This is a genomic window from Microcoleus sp. LEGE 07076, from assembly GCF_015207455.1.
In the GTDB taxonomy this organism is placed as follows: Bacteria; Cyanobacteriota; Cyanobacteriia; order Cyanobacteriales; family Microcoleaceae; genus Microcoleus.
The window spans coordinates 1-14,857 of sequence record NZ_JADEWV010000012.1; the positions used below are offsets into that span (position 1 = coordinate 1).

Genomic DNA, 14,857 nt, shown 5'->3' on the forward strand with positions numbered 1-14,857 from the left:
GGTTGGCGCAATTTCTGCGGGATGGGCGGTTAATTGTGTTTGGGGTACTGATTGTTTTGGGGACGATATTTTTTCCGCAGGGTTTGGTGACGCCGGAGTTGTTGAAGAGGTGGAGGAAGGGCGATCGTACTTCTGTTTAGGCGATTATATTATTCGTAGCTAAGTTTATTCACTGCGGCTGAGAAGAAAGTTTAATCGAGAAAGAGTAAGGTGTATCTCCTCCGATTTTTGACAAGAGAACGATATAATCTTCACTGCCTAGATTTCTTTCAATCTTTCCTGGCTTGGAACGAGTAGCAGTTGCTTCAGTTATTGTCAATTAACTGCACAATCCGCCGGGTTTAAACCTCGGATTATAGCTAAAGTCGTCTCAAGACGACTGAAAAATTAGATCGGGTTAATTAGATGATTAATGAATTCTATCAACTTTGATCGCTCTACCCTAATAAATAAGGTTTGTAGTGAGGAGACAATGCCTCACTACGAACTGTTGCTAACTAAAGTCATCACTGCGAACCGTTTTGATAACGGGCAATGGAACGAAGATGATATTAGTCAGTTTTGTTTTAGAGGACTTTCGCCCGACGCGAGGGGTTTAAAACCCTGGTGGTACACGCCGGACTAATTTCTAACCCCGATTCTTCTCCGACCAAATGCGCGTTGGCAGTCCCCAAACGTAGACAAATCCTTCTGCTGCTTTGTGATCGAAGTCATCCTCAGCGCCATAGGTTGCTAAGTCGAAACTGTACAGCGATTTTTCGGATTTGCGGCCGACAATTGTGGCATTTCCTTTGAACAGTTTGATTCGCACGGTTCCAGTTACTCGCTTTTGTGTGTCCTGAATAAATGCGTCTAAAGCGGTTTTTAAAGGGTTGTACCAAAGACCGTTGTAAATCATTTGGCTGTAGGTTTCTTCGATGCCTCGCTTGTACCGGGTGACATCTGCTGTCAGGGTTAAGCTTTCTAAGTCGCGGTGCGCGTGCATCAAAACTAAAATCGCTGGTGTTTCGTAAATTTCCCGCGATTTAATGCCGACTAGGCGGTTTTCAATCATGTCGATGCGCCCGACTCCATGATTTCCAACTATTTCGTTGAGTTGGGTAATTAAGGCGACTGGGGCTAAATCTTTGCCGTTCAAACTAACGGGACTTCCGCAATCGAAACCGATTTCAATGTATTCGGGTGTGTCGGGAGTTTTTTCGATCGCCTTTGTCATCAAATATACCTCTTCTGGCGGTTCCGCCCACGGATCTTCGAGGATTCCAGCTTCGATCGCCATTCCTAACAAATTGCGATCGATACTGTAAGGCGAAGACTTTTTCACCGGCGACGGAATGCCGCATTTTTCCCCGTATGCGATGGTTTCTTCCCGGCTCATTTTCCACTCCCGCGCCGGTGCTAAAATCTTAATCTTCGGATTTAGCGCGCCGATCGACACATCAAACCGCACTTGATCGTTTCCTTTACCCGTACAACCGTGGGCGATCGCATCTGCACCGTATTTTTCGGCAGCTTCTACTAACAATTTAGCAATCAGCGGGCGGGCCAGCGCCGTAGAAAGCGGATACCGATTTTCGTAAAGCGCGTTAGCTTGAATGGCTGGAAACGCATAATCTTTGACAAATTCCTCGGTAGCATCAATAACTAAAGATTCCGAAGCACCCGATGCTAAAGCTTTTTTGCGGATCGGTTCTAACTCGTCTCCCTGTCCCAAATCCGCCGCCAGAGTAATTACCTCTTCGACGCCCCACTCGTTTTTGAGGTAAGGAATGCAGACGGAGGTATCAACTCCGCCGGAATATGCTAGCACAACTTTTGTAGCGCGACTCATTGCTATTTACATCCTGAATTTAACTTACATCTTGCACCATTATCACTAAGCTGTTCAGGGCGGGCAAGATGCCCGCCCCACAATAAAATTTAATTTTTGTGGAACAGGCATCTTGCCTGTTCTGGAGAATAGTGCAAGATGTGATATTTAACCAACTTTGTATTATGCACCTAATTGAGATATATTCTTGTCAGAAATAGTACAGATTTAGATATTCTTTTTTTGCTAAGCTTGACCATTTCCAGGCACAGTTGCTGCGAAAAATCTGCTACCGTGGGATACGGTAACTGTGGCGATGGGGAAAAGCTGTGTTTTTTAGTGTTGTGATTCCGACGTACAATCGTAAACCGATTTTGGCAAAATGTCTACTGGCTCTGGAAAATCAGCAGTTTGGTAACGGTGTCACAGATTATGAGGTGATTGTAGTCGATGATGGCTCGACGGACTCGACGATCGAGTGGTTGGCGGCAAATCCCGACTTGTTGCCGCACGTGCGATCGATCTGTCAATCTCACCAAGGTCCCGCCGCCGCCCGGAATTTGGGCGTTGAACAGGCAAAGGGCGATACGATTATTTTTATCGACAGCGATTTGGTCGTTACAGAGCATTTTTTGCAAGCACACGCAGATGCTTTGCGACAGGGATACAAGGATACTGATGCGGTTTTTACTTACGGTAGCGTGATTAATACTTGCAATTTCGACAATCCCACCTCGGAACTTTACAAAATAACGGATTTTTCGGCGGCTTATTTTGCTACGGGAAATGTGGCGATCGCCCGCCACTGGCTACTGGAAGCTGGACTGTTTGACAATCGCTTTCAACTTTATGGATGGGAAGATTTAGAATTGGGTGTCAGGTTAAAAAACTTAGGTTTAAAATTGATTAAATGTCCGGAGGCTGTTGGCTACCACTGGCACCCAGCTTTTAACTTAGAGCAAATACCAGGCATGATTGACCGAGAAATTCAGCGCGGAAGAATGGGAGTTTTGTTTTATCAAAAACACCCGAATTGGGACGTGAGGCTGATGATTCAAATGACTGTTCTACACCAAATACTGTGGGGTTTTTTATCTTTGGGCGGGCTGCTAAACGAGCACACGATGAAACCTTTATTGCAGTGGTTGATTGACCGAGGCAAGCCGCAGTTAGCTTTGGAAATTGCTCGAATTTTTCTGAATTGGTATAATGTGAAAGCTGTTTATTCTGCTTACGGTGAGTTGAAGGCTAATACCGAGATGCCATAAATTAGCCGATCGCCCAAACAAAAGATAAAAGACTCTCAAAGCTTGTCGGGGCTAGTGTAGTTGCTGTTTAAAGTAAGTATATTTACTGAAATCACAAGTCCAAACAACCGGATAAATAAAGGCAAAACAAAGCTTAAAACACTATAAATTTCCCATGATTCTCGCTTCCCTGGCTCGCTTGTGTGCTGTTTACAGGCTTTTTATGATTCGTCTGCTGTCAAAGTTTTACGTTTAATGTAAAGTTGCATAATGTGGCGGTGATTTGAGGATTGTCGGCTGTGAAAGTCGCTCGCCTCAGATAACTTTGTCCGCAAAAGGTTTAAAAAATTAAACATTTTTGATACAATTATTACAAGTATCAGGGGTGCGCTATTTTGGCGATCGGACAGTTCCACCGCCTCAACCGCAAAAAAAGGCTGAGAGTCTGATTTGCGCTGCTATAGCCGATCGAAGCATAGTAGAAAGCGCTCATTGACCCTGCCCGAAAACTGATGCAAGCTCCCGACTCCTGTGGCGAACAGCCCAAATTTTTAGCATCGTGTTAAATCTCCCAGATTCATCGGTCGCAAATAAATCTAATATCTAAAATCTCAAATCGAATGACCGCCAGCGTTCCAAAAACAAGATTAGGAGCTGATTAAAACTTGCAGATATCAAATCGGCGCTATCGAACAACATCTACCAAATACCATTGCTGCAAGCTAATTGTTTGGTTTTTCCAAAATCAGGAAATTTGCTAAATTTTAAACTCGGTTTTTCAATAATTTGAGGGGATATATTATGAAAGAATCTGACAAAAAATACGCAAAAGTACAAACACTGACACCTGAAATTGGTAGCCTAAAACAAAATATTTTAATCGTTGACGACAATCCAGAAAGCTTGCGCCTTTTATCCCAGTTTTTGTCTAAGCGGGGATACAAAGCGCGACCGACACGGGATGGCCAATTGGCTCTCAACTTTGCTCGGTCGAATCGACCTGATTTGATTTTGCTGGACATCATAATGCCCGGTATGGATGGCTATAAAGTTTGCGAACAGCTAAAAGCTTGTCCCGAAACCAAAGATATTCCTGTAATTTTTATAAGCTGTTTAAATGAAGTAATTGATAAAGTCAAAGCTTTCGGCCTGGGGGCAGTAGACTACATAACTAAACCGTTTGAAATAGAAGAAGTGGTGGCTCGCGTCGAAAATCAACTGCTGCTCAGCCGACTTTCCCAGCAAATTATAGCACAAAATGCACGGCTGCAAGCAGAAATAGAAGAACGCCAGCGCCTGGAAGCACAACTGCGAGAAAGTCAGCAGTGGCTGTCGGCAATAATTAAAATGAATCCTAATCTTTTGTATGTTTACGATTTGCTAGAACAGCGAATTTTATATCTAAATCGCGAAGTATATGCCGATCTTGGTTACTCGCTGCCAGAAATACAGCAAATGCCAGCCGCATTTTTTCCTAACTTGATCCACCCTGACGATTTGCCGGCTTTCTCAGAACATATGAGCCGGATTGAAAGATCGAAAGACGGCGAAACCTTTGAATTTGAGTACCGAATCCAGCACAAAAACGGTGAATATCGCTGGTTTTTTAGCCTAGATACCGTGTTTGTCAGAACAGCGGAGGGCAAACCTTGGAAATTTCTGGGAACTGCTACTGAAATTAGCGATCGCAAACAAGCAGAACTCGAACTAAAAACTGCTTTAGCTGCTTTGGAACGGCAAATCAAGCAAAGATTTTTGCTAGAAACAATTACTCTGGAAATTCGCTACAGCTTAAAGCAGGAGCGAGTTTTTCAAACAGCGGCGGCCCAAATTTGTCGAGTTTTTAATGCCGATACCTGCTTGATTCATACCTACACAGAAGATCCACTTCCCCAGCTTTCTTGTGTGGCTAAGTACACAAAATCGGAATCGCAGTCGCTTTTAGATGTAGAAATTCCCGTGGATGGCAATTCTCACGTTCAGTTTGTATTGTCCCAAGATCGAGTTGTAGTTTGTGACGATGTTTTTGCCGATCCGCTGTTAGAAAATATTAGGGATTTGTGCCAGGGAATAGGTTTGAAGTCGATGATAGCAGTCCGCACTTCCTACCAGGGAAAAGCGAACGGAATGATGTGCTTGCACCAGTACGATCGCCGCAATTGGACCCAAGACGAGATCGGATTATTGAAAACTGTGGCGGCACAAATGGGAATTGCGATCGCCCAAGCCAATCTTCTCGAACAAGACAAACAGCAGCGACTGAAATTGCAACAAAGCGAAGCTAGTCTAGCAGCAGCCCAGAAAATTGCCCATATCGGCAGTTGGGAATTTGATGTCATCACAAATAAGATTACTTGGTCAGAAGAAGTATTCCGCATTTTTGGTCTGGACTCCAGCGCACCTGAACCGACATATGTCAAATTTTTACAGATGTGTCATCGCGACGACAGAGACTTCTTCCAAGAAACTGTCTCCTTTGCTATCTCGCAAGGAATTTCCTACAAAAAAGAGTTGCGAATTTTGCATCCTAGCGGCCAAATCCGACATGTGGAAGCAAGGGGAACGTGTGTTTTCAGCGAGGAAACCCCAGAAGTCATCAAACTCTTGGGAACAGTAATGGATATCACCGATCGCAAACAAGCCGAAGCAGCTTTACAAATTAGCGAAGAACGTTTTTATATGGCATTTGAAGGTAGTGCGATGGGATTGTGGGACTGGAATATTGCCAGGGAAGAAGTGTATTTTAATTCGCGCTGGAAAACGATGCTGGGATATGAAGTTGAGGAGATAGAAAATAGTTTTGCATCCTGGGAAAGACTGGTACATCCAGAGGATTTGTCATCGGCTATAGCAGCGATAAATGCTCACTGGGAAGGCAAAGATACGACTTACGAAGTGGAATTTAGGATGTTGGCAAAATCCGGCGAGTGGAAGTGGATTTTGGCTCAAGGGAAGGTGATGGAACGGGATGCTTGGGGAAATCCTTTGCGGATGACGGGAACGCACATCGATATTAGCGATCGCAAACAAGCAGAAGTAGATTTGCAATTTAGCGAACAGCGAGAACGAGAAAAAGCCCAACAGTTAGCACAAACTCTGGAACACTTAAAAAATGCTCAATCCCATCTCGTTCAAACCGAAAAGATGTCAAGTATCGGGCAAATGGTAGCGGGAGTTGCCCACGAAATTAATAACCCGATCAGCTTCATTTACGGCAATATTGTTCCGGCCGCACAGTACGCTGGCGATTTAATAAAATTGCTCCAGATATACCAGCAACACTATCCTGAACCAGTTCCAGAAATTGCCGAAAAATTAGCCGAAGTCGATGTATATTTTATCGCTGAAGATTTTCCGAAAATTATGGCTTCAATGAAAGGAGGTGCTAACCGAATTAAGCAAATTGTGTTGTCTTTGAGAAACTTTTCGAGACTGGATGAAAAGGATATAAAGTTAACAGATATTCATGAAGGTATCGAGAGCACTTTGGTGCTTTTACAGCAGCGATTGCAGTCACAGCCAAAAGGTGGGGAAATTAAAATTATTAAAAATTACGGCGAACTGCCAAAAATCGAGTGCTATCCGGCGCAATTAAACCAGGTGTTTATGAATTTGCTGTTGAATGCGATCGACGCTTGTGAAGAGTCATTAGTCATCAGTCATCAGTCATTAGCAAACAATATTCCAACAGTTACCAATGATTCCAGGCAAATGTTTGAAAAACATCTTCAGATTCAGATTAGCACTGAAATAAATGGAGACAATCTAGTTATTGTGCGGATTGCTGACAATGGGGCCGGTATCCCTCCAGAGGTTCAGTCAAGGATGTTTGACCCGTTTTTTACTACAAAGCCGATCGGCAGCGGCACTGGTTTGGGATTGTCGATTAGTTACCAAATTGTCAAAGACAGCCACGGCGGTAAGTTGTCGTGCTGTTCCGAAGTTGGGCGGGGAACAGAATTTGCGATCGAACTTCCGATTTTGCAAAAGTTGAAAATTAACAGTTAAAAGAAGCAAGTTCGACAACGGATTTTGTAGCGGATGTAAAGGATGTAATATCAATTCCGGTTGCACTTTTGTTGACTGTTGACTGTTGACTGTTAAGAAGGACCCGCACTCACAGGCACCGCCCCTACTGACTGTTGACTGTTGACTGCTTGAAGAATACCGATGTAACTGGAAATGATGTAATGGAAAAAGGAACAAGGAACAAGGAACAAGGAAAATGGACTCATTTCAATAACCCTTGAGGGCGCATTCTAGCAGCAAAAGCAGATTCGCCAGCTTCTTGTTATAACTGTTTTACATACTCCTCGCGCCGCTCGATATCTGCGTCTATTTCTTGTTGCTTGTCCAAATAGTAGGCCAATGCTGAGTAAATTTTGCTCTGGGTAAGGTGAGGGTAACTTTGTAGCAATTCTTCAGGGGTCTAACCGTAGGCTTTCACAGAGGTAAGTAACTCTACGATTTTCATTGATGTCCCTTCAATGATGGGGATATTGCGATCGTCTAGTTGTACGTATTTATATTCAGTGGCTGCGATCGTCATGGCTATTTGTTTGTTGATCAAATTAATCGCAACAAGATCGCACTGTATTACTTTAATTATATACTTACATCAGGCACCCAGATCGATGTTCTGGACGATCGCGCTTTTGGGGGCGGGTTTTTGAGTCTTTGGGTATCATGAGAAAGCTATTGGTGAAGCGAACCCCTACAGGTTTTTGACCGCAGGTACAAGATATTAGGTATACCCGACTGTTTTGGGTGCGAGCACGGGCAGCATTGTCAAGATTTCATTACTTCCCGCTGGCAGCCCCTTTTTACTCAAAATACGCCTTGATGTGATATAGTTAAAAGTTACTTTTTTAGCGACCAGATGTTGCACTCTTGGCGTGACGGGCGAATATTGCAGTTGTTCTCAAGCAAACTCTGTCAACTTAAGTCTGTAGCATCTACCGCATTTTAACTAAATTATGACTGACTCAATTCGCTTCTTGATGTGCGCCCCCGACCACTACGATGTAGACTACGTGATTAACCCCTGGATGGAGGGAAATGTCCACAAATCATCGCGCGATCGCGCTGTCGAACAGTGGGAAAAACTCTACCACATCCTCAAAGAAAACGCCGTAGTAGACTTGGTGCCACCGGAAAAAGGCTGGCCGGATATGGTTTTCACAGCCAATGCAGGCTTGCTTTTAGGTAATACTTTCGTCCTCAGCCGTTTCTATCACAAAGAGCGGCAAGGCGAAGAACCTTATTTCAAAGCATGGTTTGAAACCAAAGGTTTCACCGTGCACGAACTCCCGAAAGACTTGCCATTTGAGGGTGCTGGCGATGCTTTGCTCGATCGCGAAGGACGCTGGCTGTGGGCAGGGTACGGCTTCCGTTCCGAACTCGACTCGCACCCGCTGCTAGCAAAATGGCTCAACATAGAAGTGCTTTCGCTGCGTTTAGTAGACGAACGTTTCTATCATTTAGACACCTGTTTTTGTCCGCTCAACGGCGGATATTTGCTCTACTATCCAGCAGCATTTGACTCCTACTCGAACCGCCTAATTGAAATGCGAGTTGCGCCGGAAAAACGCATTGCTATTGAAGAAGCAGATGCTGCAAATTTTGCCTGCAATGCTGTAAATATTGACCAAACTGTGGTAATGAACAAGGTCAGCGAAGGCTTGAAAACTCGCATCGCTAAAGCTGGTTTTAAAGTTATTGAAACACCGATGAGCGAATTCCTGAAAGCGGGCGGTGCCTGTAAGTGTTTGACGCTCAGGGTAACGGAACCGGTTCAAGAAGATCGATCGGCAAACGTGATGGTCGAAAGCCGCACAATTCGCATGGAAGGCCACCTGCTGGATGCTGGTTTAATCAGCCGCGCTTTAGACTTAATTGTCGATCTCGGCGGCAGTTTCCAAGTGCTCAATTTCAATCTGGGAGAGCAGCGGCAAAGTACATCTTCTGCGGACGTTAAAGTTTCGGCTCCTTCCCACGATGTGATGGAAGAAATGATGGGAATGCTGATCGACTTGGGTGCAGTGCCTCCACCGCAAGAGATTTGCGACGCTATTTTAGAAGATGTCGTGCAAGATGGTGTTGGCCCAGATGACTTTTACGTCAGTACGATTTATCCCACGGAAGTGCGGGTAAACGGTCAGTGGGTGAAAGCGCAAAATCAGCGGATGGATGGTGCCGTTGCTATTACTGAAACTGCTGATGGCCCAGTCGCAACCTGCAAATTATTGCGGGATCTAAAAGTAGGTGAAAAAGTCGTTGTCGATGTGGTCGGCATCCGCACTATCCGCAAAACAGAATCGCGGGAACAACGGAATTCTCAGGAATTCAGCTTTATGTCGGGGAGCGTTTCTAGCGAACGCCGGGTAGAATTGGTGGTGGAACAAGTAGCCTGGGAATTGCGCCAAATTCGCGATCGGGGTGGTAAAGTTGTTGTTACCGCAGGGCCTGTAGTCATTCATACTGGCGGCGGCGAACATTTAGCGCATTTGATTCGCGAAGGTTACGTGCAAGCGTTGTTGGGCGGCAATGCGATCGCAGTTCACGACATGGAACAATCTAGCATGGGAACTTCTTTGGGAGTTGACATGAAACGCGGTGTTGCTGTGCGGGGCGGACACCGCCACCACTTGAAAATAATTAACACTGTGCGGCGTTACGGAAGTATTGCAAAAGCTGTTGAAGCTGGCCTGGTTACTAATGGTGTGATGTACGAGTGCGTGAAGCATCATATACCGTTTTCGCTGGCTGGTTCGATCCGCGATGACGGGCCGCTTCCCGACACGCAAATGGATTTGGTGAAGGCTCAAGAAGAGTATACTGAGCTGTTACGGGGCGCGGATATGGTGTTAATGCTGTCGTCTATGCTGCACTCAATTGGTGTGGGAAATATGACGCCGGCGGGTGTGAAGATGGTCTGTGTGGACATTAATCCGGCGGTGGTGACGAAATTGAGCGATCGGGGGTCGATCGAATCTACGGGAGTTGTTACCGATGTGGGATTGTTCCTGAGTTTGTTGGTGAATCAATTGGATAAGTTGACTAGCCGCCATCATGTAACTCAATCCGTGTAACTGAATCCATTTAGACTCGGCGGTTGAAACCGCGTCTACACAAACAATGTCCGCCTCCGCGGACTGAAGAATAGAGTGCGTAGGGTGCGCCGCAGCGCACCTTACGAAATTCCTATAAATATTGAGGCCAAAAGCAATGGTACAGGAATTAATAGACCTGAGAAATTGTATTTTAGAGGGGAGGAATGAAGATGCTCTCTTGATTATCGATGAATTAGAGGGCATGAGCAAACAAGCAACTCTGCGGAATATCGGTTCTTTTTTACTAATTCTGCTAATCCACTTAATTAAAAACCAAGTAGAGCAGCGTTTAACTAATTCTTGGGCTGCTTCTATTGCTAATTCTGTCCGAGGTATTAAAAAGCTCAATCTCAAAGATAATAAAACATCTTACTACATCAATGCTTCGGAGTGGGAGCCTTTTCTAGAAGATGAACTAGAAGCCGCAATTCGTGAGGCTAGCAGGGAAGTGTTGGAAGGAAGGTTAAGCCGTGCTCAACTTGCTAAGAGGGTGGACAGAGAGCAAATGGTTGCGATCGCAACTGAGCTACTGTCCCTGACATACACTTATTCTAGAGCTGAATTTGAGGATGTCATCGATGAATATTTGTCGCAGTTACCTGGTGGTGAAGATTGGAATGTAGAGAGTTAAAAATAGAAAAAGGCGTTGCTGTAGAATACTCAGCGTAGAAACGATGTGTGCGATCGCACCCTATCGAAAGCTATTCGTAAATTAGACCGCGGCTAGGGCGGGTTTACTGGGTCTTTCGCGCTTTTATTACAGATTTTGGTGCAACTGCTTGTACATCGGCGGCAACGCCGGATATTGCAATAAAAAGCCTCAGACCCGCAAGTCTGAGGACCGGAGTTCCTGAAAATCGTCACTTAGCAACATTGTCGCTAACGAACAGCACAAAACACAAGGGGGGTGAAACCCAGCACGGCAGTTGTTGGTAGGCCCAAATTGCTTCCTGAGTCGCAGCGCGAAATCAATTTTTGATTCAACATTTCACTGTGCAAAACAATATCTATCGCCATTTTACCGCTCGCGGTCGATCGCGATGCTTGAGTCGGGCAACCTTTCCCCGATCGCAATATAAGGAACACCGTGAGTACCCGTATATATTTGAGTCGGGCGGTAAATGCGGTTTGCTTCTAGCTGTTCCTTCCAGTGGGCCAGCCAGCCTGCAACTCGGGCGATCGCAAAAACAGGAGTAAATAAGTCGATCGGAATTCCCATTTTCCGATACACCAAACCAGAATAGAAATCTACATTTGCATAAATTCCTTTATGACCCATTTTTTCCTCAACCACTTTTTCCAACAAGATAGCAATGTCGTAATAATCGTCGTGGCCAAAATTTTCAAACAACTGTTCTGCCAACCCTTGAAGAATAGTTGCTCTCGGATCTTTCACCTTGTAAACTCGGTGGCCGAATCCCATGATTTTTTCCTTATTTTCAACGCACTTCTCAACAAAAGGTCGCACGTTTTCTACCGAACCAATTTGCTGCAACATATCAATCACTTCTTCATTCGCTCCCCCGTGCAGCGGCCCGGCCAAAGTGCCAACTGCTGAAGCTATCACCCCGTAAGGGTCTGTCAGCGTCGAAGCTGTTACCATTGCCGAAAAAGTAGAAGCATTGATTGTATGTTCGGCGTGGAGAGTCAGACAAGCATCAAAAATATTAGCCAACAGCGGATCGGGTTCTCGCTCGTTGAGCATATAAAGAAAGTTAGCCGAGTAGTTCAAGTCGTCCCTCGGTAACAGCGGGTCATTACCCCGCCGCATTTGCTGGAATGCCGCCACCATTGTCGGAATTTTGGCTAGCAGCCGCACTACAGCTTCTCGAATGTATGCCGGGTTAGCCAGAGCTCTGCGCGAGTAGAATAAGCCCAAAGCCGCTGCTGAAGCTTGCAGCGCGTCCATGGGATGTCCTCTTTCGGGGAAGCATTTCATCATATCCCGGATGCGATATTTGATCCGGCGGTGATAGCGAATTTCGTGCTCGAAAGCTTCTAGTTCTTCCTTTGTCGGAAGCGCACCCCAGATTAATAAATATGCAGTTTCCACAAAGGAACTTTTGAGTGCTAGTTCCTCAATCCTAATCCCGCGATATTCTAGCACCCCTTTTTGTCCATCTACGTAACTAATGCTGGACAAGGTGGCGGGAACACCTTCTAAACCTGGTTTGAATTCGCCGACGACCATTGCGATACCGTAGTGTGTGAGTTGAATCTAATCAAATTACATTACCAGAAACCAAGATAGTGTCACCGCGTTAACAAACAATAATCAATTAATGTGACTATTCGCTGTCTACCCCAGCAAAAACTTGGGCCCAGTCAGCCAGAACATTTGGCTGCGACCTACTGGGGAGCCTGTTTCGGGTAGGATTAAGCCGATGATACCTGCTTTTTTGAGGATGAGGGCATCTTGCGATCGCCCCCAAAGCAAAGTTTCTGCCCAGTTGCCCAAATCTGGTTGGTGACCCACTAGGACTAAGCTGCGGCTGCCTGTTTCCTGCCACTGCTTGTACCACTTGAGCCAGTCCCCGATGTCTCCTGATGGTGCCAGGGCTGCGGACTCTGTGATTTTGGCACTCAAACCGACTGAAAGCAGGATTTGGGCGGTTTGCTGTGCCCGCAGCAGGGGACTGGCGAGAATCAGATCGAACTGAATTTCGAGATCGTACAGCCGCTGGGCAATTTTTCGGGTTTTACGATCGCCCTGTTTAGTCAGCGGCCTTTCTGAGTCTGTCTCGTATTCTTCGGGTTCGGCTGCGATGCCGTGACGGAACAGATATAGATGCACTTTAACTGTCCTTTTGATTGCTGTGCGATCGCACGCGATGGGTAAAATTTGTCGCGATCGACATTTTCACCTATTCTACAACTGCATTGACCTCGCCCAAAAACGGGTAATTGATGTCCGACACCAGCATCTGGGCCAGCCGAAAATTTTAGACTTTTGTTCGGGTTCGGAGATCCAATGGGTGCAAGAAATATCAAATCCCTCCGCATCCCATTTGTCACACCAAGTCAACAGTCAACCGTCAACCGCTGCCACCGAAAACGCTCTAATTCCGACGAGGCGTTAATCTGTGTGAATCTGCCTGTATCTGCGGTGATAAAAAGAGAAAATTCAACCGCAGATGACAAGGGATTGACGCAGATGTATAGAAATCAGTAGTCAACAGTCAACCGCAGACGCTGCCACCAAAATCGGTCTAATTCCGAGGCGTTAATCTGTGTGAATCTGCCTGTATCTGCGGTGATAAAAACATCGTGTATCAATAGTTGGTACTGTCTTTGCTTCGCCAGCAGTATTCCCCGGCTTTTGCTGATTGAAATACCAGCTAAAAACTCCTAATTAATGATCGTAAACAGGATTATCTTTAGGACTAACTAAATCGAGCAACTTTTGCTTGATTTGAGCATCAAATACTTCCCATTTCATCCTGGCATAATCGCTATCCTCATTCCCGCCAGAAAGAAATCCCACCGGAATTTCAAAGCCTCCAGCTTGACTTCTGCCACCGCCAAAAAAGCGTCCTTCAGCATCTTGTCCGAAAGCTTCTTTAATAAATTCGTCCGGATCGAGAGTCAGTTTATTAGTTCGCAGCGAGCCAATTACCACTTCAATTTCTTCGTCTTTGTCGTGAACAATTGCATAGACAACGGCTGTGTGTACGTTCTCTTCTGTCACTAAAAAGTCCGCCGCTTGGGGAATAGAATCCCGATCGTCATAGCGGAGGTAGCCGATGCCGGCGATCGAAAAATTGTTCTGGACGATGCGGTGTTTGAGCGATCGCTCGATCGCGTCCATCACCCACTTAGAACGAGACGACTGCAACACCGCATTCAACAACTGCGGGTCATAAAAACGGCTCAAATAAGCAGCAGCTAAAAACTCTTCCTCCTGAGCTTGTCTGAGGGAGTTCGTATCCGAGCGCAAACCGTGCATCAAAGCCGTAGCGCACTTGACGTGCTGGCTGATACTGCTGTCAAAAGCTAGCATTCCCGCCTGCAAATACTCCGTAAAAATCGTGGCTGTCGCCCTGATTTCCGGACGCAAATCCGTAAATTCTGCGTTCATTTCCCCCTGCAAACTGTGGTGGTCGATCACTGCTGCGATCGGAATTCCCGCCCCTAAAATAAACTCAGTTAAGTTACAAGTTGTGCCTTGGTTGTCGATAAAAACGCACCCCTTATAAGCCGACAAATCTTTACTTTTTGCCATTTCCAGCGTCCACCGCTGCAACGGCAACCCTGTCAATTTCACTAAGGCAATATTTTCTTGGTGGCTGAGAGCGCCGGCGTAGAGAATCTCGCATTGGATATCGTATTTTTCCGCCATTAATTTGTAAGTCCAAGCGCTAGAAAGCGCGTCGGGATCGGGAAAATCTTGCAGCAAGATTAACTGGCGATTGCCTTTGTGGCGATCGAACATTTGGCGCAATTCCTTGACTTTGCGTTCGTGCATTTCCTCGCGGAGACTAGCGCGATTGTCTTCGGAAGCAACTTCGGCTTTGGATCGCCGTTTCAGGGGCCCGCTGACTCCGGGTAAAACTTCGACTATCGCGTCAACCTCACCTTCGAGGTTGCTGGAGGTTTCATCTGAATTGGTAGAGGGGCGGTCTTTCATCGTTAAAAATTAACCATTTAATTCTGTCAGGAGTGGCGCGCTAAAAGCTTTTAAACCCGGT

At 45.7% G+C, this 14,857-nt stretch carries 10 protein-coding genes and 1 pseudogene; 6 read left to right on the forward strand and 5 right to left on the reverse strand.

Annotated elements, in window-relative coordinates; translation table 11 throughout:
* Positions 1 to 472: 472 nt before the first annotated feature.
* Complete coding sequence (locus IQ270_RS03410) at positions 473 to 625, forward strand: hypothetical protein (RefSeq protein ID WP_193971858.1); 153 nt, start codon at positions 473 to 475, stop codon at positions 623 to 625.
* A gap of 3 nt (positions 626 to 628) precedes the next feature.
* Here the strand turns inward: IQ270_RS03410 and IQ270_RS03415 are convergent, their stop codons facing one another.
* Positions 629 to 1,831, reverse strand: a complete 1,203-nt coding sequence (locus IQ270_RS03415) for an argininosuccinate synthase (RefSeq protein ID WP_193971859.1) — start codon at positions 1,829 to 1,831, stop codon at positions 629 to 631.
* 308 nt (positions 1,832 to 2,139) lie between these two features.
* Between IQ270_RS03415 and IQ270_RS03420 the strand changes: the two genes are divergently transcribed.
* Both IQ270_RS03420 and IQ270_RS03425 read left to right on the forward strand, forming a co-directional pair.
* Positions 2,140 to 3,078: a glycosyltransferase gene (locus IQ270_RS03420; RefSeq protein WP_193971860.1), complete on the forward strand. Its 939-nt coding sequence runs from the start codon at positions 2,140 to 2,142 to the stop codon at positions 3,076 to 3,078.
* A 780-nt stretch (positions 3,079 to 3,858) separates the two neighbouring features.
* Complete coding sequence (locus tag IQ270_RS03425) at positions 3,859 to 7,065, forward strand: PAS domain-containing protein (protein WP_193971861.1); 3,207 nt, start codon at positions 3,859 to 3,861, stop codon at positions 7,063 to 7,065.
* A gap of 283 nt (positions 7,066 to 7,348) precedes the next feature.
* Here IQ270_RS03425 and IQ270_RS32115 read toward each other — a convergent pair.
* Positions 7,349 to 7,477 (reverse strand): annotated as a pseudogene (locus tag IQ270_RS32115) (DUF433 domain-containing protein); the annotation flags it as partial.
* A 556-nt stretch (positions 7,478 to 8,033) separates the two neighbouring features.
* On the opposite strand from IQ270_RS32115, the gene IQ270_RS03435 reads away from it, so the two are divergent.
* Positions 8,034 to 10,148 (forward strand): TIGR00300 family protein, encoded by a 2,115-nt coding sequence (locus IQ270_RS03435; RefSeq protein ID WP_193971862.1) that lies wholly within the window; start codon positions 8,034 to 8,036, stop codon positions 10,146 to 10,148.
* Positions 10,149 to 10,284: 136 nt separating this feature from the next.
* Positions 10,285 to 10,800 (forward strand): DUF29 family protein, encoded by a 516-nt coding sequence (locus IQ270_RS03440; protein WP_193971863.1) that lies wholly within the window; start codon positions 10,285 to 10,287, stop codon positions 10,798 to 10,800.
* 387 nt (positions 10,801 to 11,187) lie between these two features.
* On the opposite strand, the gene IQ270_RS03445 is transcribed toward IQ270_RS03440, so the two are convergent.
* The gene (locus tag IQ270_RS03445) at positions 11,188 to 12,360 is read right to left on the reverse strand and encodes a citrate synthase (RefSeq protein ID WP_193971864.1); all 1,173 of its coding nucleotides are present in this window, start codon (positions 12,358 to 12,360) and stop codon (positions 11,188 to 11,190) included.
* 108 nt (positions 12,361 to 12,468) lie between these two features.
* Positions 12,469 to 12,963, reverse strand: a complete 495-nt coding sequence (gene sixA, locus IQ270_RS03450) for a phosphohistidine phosphatase SixA (protein WP_193971865.1) — start codon at positions 12,961 to 12,963, stop codon at positions 12,469 to 12,471.
* Positions 12,964 to 13,000: 37 nt separating this feature from the next.
* Between sixA and IQ270_RS03455 the strand changes: the two genes are divergently transcribed.
* A complete protein-coding gene (locus IQ270_RS03455; RefSeq protein ID WP_193971866.1) occupies positions 13,001 to 13,249 on the forward strand; it encodes a hypothetical protein in 249 nt (82 codons plus the stop codon).
* 272 nt (positions 13,250 to 13,521) lie between these two features.
* On the opposite strand, the gene IQ270_RS03460 is transcribed toward IQ270_RS03455, so the two are convergent.
* Positions 13,522 to 14,796 (reverse strand): bifunctional oligoribonuclease/PAP phosphatase NrnA, encoded by a 1,275-nt coding sequence (locus tag IQ270_RS03460; RefSeq protein WP_193971867.1) that lies wholly within the window; start codon positions 14,794 to 14,796, stop codon positions 13,522 to 13,524.
* Positions 14,797 to 14,857 lie beyond the last annotated feature (61 nt).

Excerpts from the sequence above, each read along its gene's own strand:
- IQ270_RS03410 (WP_193971858.1), top strand. The coding sequence starts at position 473 with ATGCCTCACTACGAACTGTTGCTAACTAAAGTCATCACTGCGAACCGT.
- IQ270_RS03415 (WP_193971859.1), bottom strand. The coding sequence starts at position 1,831 with ATGAGTCGCGCTACAAAAGTTGTGCTAGCATATTCCGGCGGAGTTGAT.
- IQ270_RS03425 (WP_193971861.1), top strand. The coding sequence starts at position 3,859 with ATGAAAGAATCTGACAAAAAATACGCAAAAGTACAAACACTGACACCT.
- IQ270_RS03435 (WP_193971862.1), top strand. The coding sequence starts at position 8,034 with ATGACTGACTCAATTCGCTTCTTGATGTGCGCCCCCGACCACTACGAT.
- IQ270_RS03440 (WP_193971863.1), top strand. The coding sequence starts at position 10,285 with ATGGTACAGGAATTAATAGACCTGAGAAATTGTATTTTAGAGGGGAGG.
- IQ270_RS03445 (WP_193971864.1), bottom strand. The coding sequence starts at position 12,360 with ATGGTCGTCGGCGAATTCAAACCAGGTTTAGAAGGTGTTCCCGCCACC.
- IQ270_RS03455 (WP_193971866.1), top strand. The coding sequence starts at position 13,001 with ATGGGTAAAATTTGTCGCGATCGACATTTTCACCTATTCTACAACTGC.
- IQ270_RS03460 (WP_193971867.1), bottom strand. The coding sequence starts at position 14,796 with ATGAAAGACCGCCCCTCTACCAATTCAGATGAAACCTCCAGCAACCTC.